Here is a 1,387-nt window from a genome sequence, read left to right as displayed (position 1 = left end):
CCCGTGCCGTCACCGCCTCACACCGAACTCCTTGACTGAATCAAGCAACGGCATTGAGGGGGCGGGTCGTCCTGATCTTGTTTGGTGGTCAACCGGTGCTTCCGGGAGGAGCCAGGTGAACGGATCAAGGCCGCAGGCCGAGACCAAGTCGTTTTACATTCCGAAGCCGATGGTGTGGGAGGCGTATCTGAGGGTCAAAGCCAATCGGGGTGCACCCGGGGTGGATGGGGTGTCGATCGAGCAGTTCGAGCAGAACCTCAAGGGGAATCTGTACAAGCTGTGGAATCGGCTCTCGTCCGGCTCGTACTTCCCTCCGGCGGTGAAGGCCGTGGAGATCCCCAAGGCGGGCGGGAAAGGTATCCGTGTGCTTGGGGTGCCCACTGTGGCTGACCGGATCGCTCAGACGGTGGCCGCGATGTATCTGGAGCGGCGGGTGGAGCCTGTGTTCCATCCTGACTCCTACGGTTACCGGCCGAGGCGGTCGGCGTTGGATGCGGTGGAGCAGTGCCGACGGCGCTGTTGGCGCAGCGACTGGGTGGTCGATCTCGACATCCGGGCGTTCTTCGACAGCGTGGACCACGAGCTGATGCTCAAGGCCGTTGAGCGGCATATCGATGAGGACGGGAAGTGGGTTCTGCTCTACGTCAAGCGGTGGCTTGTGGCCCCGCTGGCAAAGCAGGACGGAACGGTGCAGCAGCGGGTTCGTGGGACTCCCCAGGGATCGGCTATTTCCCCTGTGCTGGCGAATCTGTATCTCCACTACGCGTTCGATGTGTGGCTGATGCGGAACTTTCCGCACGTTACCTTCGAGCGGTACTGCGACGATGCAGTGATTCACTGCAAGAGCGAGAGGCAGGCCCGCCGCGTGCGGGACGCGCTCGCCGTGAGATTGGCGCAGGTCGGTCTGGAATTGCATCCGGACAAGACGTGCATCGTGTATTGCAAGGACGTTGACCGGCGCGGTTCGTACGAGCACACGTCGTTTACGTTCCTCGGGTACACGTTCCGTCCGAGGCTGGCCAAGAACCGGTACGGGAAGCACTTTGTGAACTTCCTGCCCGCGGTCAGCAAGGAGGCGATCAAGGCGATGGGCAAGGAGATACGTTCCTGGCGCATCGCCGCCCGCAGTGACAAGTCCCTCAACGACCTTGCGCGGATGTTCAACAGCATTGTGCAAGGGTGGGTCAACTATTACGGGCGCTTCTACAAGTCCATGTTGTATCCCCTCCTCCGGCGCCTCAACGAGTACCTGGTGCGCTGGGCTTGCCGGAAGTACAAACGGCTTCACCGCAGGGAGCGGAAGGCGAAGGAACTACTGGCGGGCACCGCCCGCCGGTACCCGAACCTCTTCGCCCACTGGCGGTTCGGTCTCAAGCCTGATGGCTGG

Annotated in this window: 1 protein-coding gene; it reads left to right on the top strand. The window is 62.0% G+C overall.

From position 1 onward, the window contains the following. Positions 1 to 115 precede the first annotated feature (115 nt). The coding region (gene ltrA, locus IEZ19_RS49830) for a group II intron reverse transcriptase/maturase (RefSeq protein ID WP_229841749.1) at positions 116 to 1,387 on the top strand (1,272 nt) is incomplete at its 3' end.

This window comes from Streptomyces brasiliensis, assembly GCF_014647875.1.
Taxonomy (GTDB): Bacteria; Actinomycetota; Actinomycetes; order Streptomycetales; family Streptomycetaceae; genus Streptomyces; species Streptomyces brasiliensis.
The sequence above is the reverse complement of the archived record's forward strand: the minus strand, read 5'-3'. Positions and strand labels throughout refer to the sequence as shown.